Annotated in this window: 3 protein-coding genes; all 3 read left to right on the top strand. The window is 60.3% G+C overall.

Annotation, left to right across the window (positions count from 1 at the left end):
• Positions 1–217 (top strand): LysR substrate-binding domain-containing protein (locus WBB95_RS19185; protein ID WP_424489015.1); only part of this gene is annotated, 217 nt, incomplete at its 5' end.
• Positions 218–298: 81 nt separating this feature from the next.
• Positions 299–1,309, top strand: coding sequence for an aldo/keto reductase (locus WBB95_RS19180; protein ID WP_424489014.1), 1,011 nt, complete (start codon positions 299–301; stop codon positions 1,307–1,309).
• A 130-nt stretch (positions 1,310–1,439) separates the two neighbouring features.
• On the top strand, positions 1,440–2,321 hold the full coding sequence (rarD, locus tag WBB95_RS19175; RefSeq protein ID WP_424489013.1) for an EamA family transporter RarD: 882 nt from the start codon (positions 1,440–1,442) through the stop codon (positions 2,319–2,321).
• Positions 2,322–2,375: the final 54 nt, after the last annotated feature.

The raw sequence follows: 2,375 nt of genomic DNA, 5'->3' as shown, positions 1-2,375 counted from the left end.
GCGCTGGGCCCTGGCCGGGCATGGCATTGCCTACAAAGCCAACCTGGACGTCGCCCGCGACATCAAGGCCGGCAGGCTGGTGCCGCTGCTGCCGGATTGGCAAGGCGAACCCACGCCGTTCAACCTGATGTGCCCCCATCGGCTGCAAGTGTCGGAGCGCGTGAAAGTGCTGCACGGTTTTCTGCAGCAACGTTGCCAGACCTTGCTGAACCCATGAAGAAACGCACACAGGGCTTGTTCCAGAGCCATCGAGTCTGGTATTGCATCACTCACGTTTCCCTGCCATGAGGAGCTTTGCATGATTTACCGCACATTGGGCCAGTCCGGGTTGAAGGTCAGCGCACTGACCCTGGGCACCATGATGTTTGGCGAACAGACCAACACCGAAGACTCGCTGCGCATCATCGACAAGGCTTGGGATCAGGGCATCAACTTCATCGACACGGCGGACGTCTATACCGGCGGGCGCTCGGAGGAAATCGTCGGCGAAGCCATCGTTCGTCACCGTGAGGATTGGGTGGTGGCGTCCAAAGTCGGTATCGGCCCGGTGGATGGCGTGCCTAACCGCAACGGCTTGAGCCGCAAACGTATCTTCAACGCGCTGGAAGCCAGCCTGACGCGCCTTGATACCGACTACCTGGACATCTATTACCTGCACCGTGAAGACCACGACACACCGCTGGACGTCACGGTGTCGGCCATCGGCGATTTGATCCGCCAAGGCAAGATCCGCTATTGGGGCCTGTCCAACTACCGCGGCTGGCGGATTGCCGAAGTGATCCGCGTGGCCGAGCGGTTGGGCGTCGACAAGCCGATCATCAGCCAGCCGCTGTACAACATCGTGAATCGCCAGGCCGAGGTCGAGCAACTCACTGCTGCCGCCGCCTATGGCCTGGGCGTGGTGCCTTACAGCCCGTTGGCCCGTGGGGTGCTCAGCGGCAAGTACGCGCCGGATGTAACGCCTGAGGCTGGCAGCCGCGCGGCGCGCCAGGACAAACGCATTATGGAAACTGAGTGGCGTGTAGAGTCGCTGCGCATTGCCCAGCAGATTCAGCAGTACACCCAGGGCCGTGGCGTGGGGATTGTCGAGTTTGCCATTGCCTGGGTGCTGAATAACTCGGCGGTGAGCTCGGCGATCGTCGGGCCGCGTACGGAGGCGCAGTGGGATGCCTACACGGGCGCGCTCGCGGTGAAGATCACAGCAGAAGATGAAGCGTTTATTGATTCGCTGGTCACGCCGGGCCATTCGTCAACGCCGGGCTTCAATGACGTCAGCCATTTCGTGTCAGGCCGCGCGGCTCGGTCCTGACCTTGTGGTGAGCGGGCTTGCCCCGCTCACTGCAAAAATCCTGCGAAATGCCCCAAAACAGCGCAACCCTCCCCCGCCAAAAGCACCATAATCCACGCTCTTCTGAATCAATCGTTTTCGCGAGGACAGTGTGTCTAAAGGTGTTGTGTTATCGGTCTTGGCCTCGGTGCTGTTTGCCGTGATGTATTACTTCACATCATTGCTGACGCCATTGAGCGGCCTGGAAATTTTCGGCTGGCGCATGTTGCTGACGGTGCCGTGCATGACCGTGTTCATGATGGTCAGCGGCGAATGGCGGCGTGTGTGGGAGCTGATGCGGATGCTGGGGGGCAAGCCGCGCCTGATCGGCGGCGTGTTGCTGTCTTCGGCCCTGCTGGGCGTGCAATTGTGGCTGTTCATGTGGGCGCCATTGAATGGGCGCAGCCTGGATGTGTCGGTGGGGTATTTCCTGTTGCCACTGACCATGGTGCTGACCGGGCGCCTGGTGTACGGCGAGCGTTTGTCGCGGTTGCAGCAGATTGCCGTGGTGTTCGCCGCGCTGGGCGTGCTCAACGAGTTGTATCAGGCCGGTGGTTTTTCCTGGGCGACCTTGGTGGTCATCATTGGTTACCCGATCTATTTTGTGGTGCGTAAATACCTGACCACCGATCACTTGGGTGGCCTGTGGCTCGACATGGCACTGATGCTGCCAGTGGCCTGGTGGTTTGTGCAGCACGGCGAGCAAGGCTTTGCCGTGATGGATGCACACCCGAAGCTGTATGCGTTGATTCCGATGCTGGGTGTGATCAGTGCCTCGGCGCTGGTGAGCTACATCGTTGCCAGCCGTTTGCTGCCATTCAGCCTGTTCGGGCTGCTCAGTTATGTGGAACCGGTGCTGTTGCTGGGTGTGGCGCTGCTGTTGGGCGAAGGCATCAAGGGCGGCCAGTGGTTGACCTACATTCCGATCTGGCTGGCGGTGATGGTGCTGGTGTACGAAGGTTTCAAGCACTTGGTGCGCCAGCGCAAAGCGTAATGCGCAGGCCATAAAAAGCCCGGCCGACGGTTAACGTCGGCCGGGCTTTTTTAT

The sequence above is a fragment of the Pseudomonas sp. genome (assembly GCF_049645325.1).
Classification (GTDB): Bacteria; Pseudomonadota; Gammaproteobacteria; order Pseudomonadales; family Pseudomonadaceae; genus Aquipseudomonas.
This window is presented reverse-complemented; position numbering and strand designations above follow the sequence as displayed.